Origin of the sequence: Halorubrum sp. SP9 (assembly GCF_005435015.1) — an archaeon.
Taxonomy (GTDB): domain Archaea; phylum Halobacteriota; class Halobacteria; order Halobacteriales; family Haloferacaceae; genus Halorubrum; species Halorubrum sodomense.
Window position 1 is genome coordinate 1 of record NZ_SGXU01000518.1, and the last position, 345, is coordinate 345.

Consider the following 345-nt stretch of genomic DNA (forward strand, 5'->3'; position numbering starts at 1 on the left):
TGTCCGCTTGTCCCGTCTGGAGTACAGCTGACAACATCACTGCTTGCTCCAAACGGCAGCGTCATAGAGTAAATCGTGCGTGTCTCCCCTGTGTCGATGACCGGCTCCATATACGTGATCGGTTGATCAACTGCCGCGATTCCACTCTCAGAAAGGTTATCTGGCGTTGGCCGGGGAACATCACCATCAAAGTGGAGTTTGGTAAGCTTCTCAGGCCCGGTCCCCACGTTCTCGACAGTCACAATTGTCTCGCCAGTAACCGTGAGACTCCCCGCACCTTCGAACATCTCCTCAGGGTGATTCCGGCCGAGTTTCAAGTCCCGAATAACGACATCCGGCCGCAAC

At 55.1% G+C, this 345-nt stretch carries 1 pseudogene; it reads right to left on the reverse strand.

Features of this window, described 5'->3' with window-relative positions:
* A pseudogene (locus EXE45_RS21055) lies at positions 1–287 on the reverse strand (hypothetical protein); the annotation flags it as partial.
* Positions 288–345: the final 58 nt, after the last annotated feature.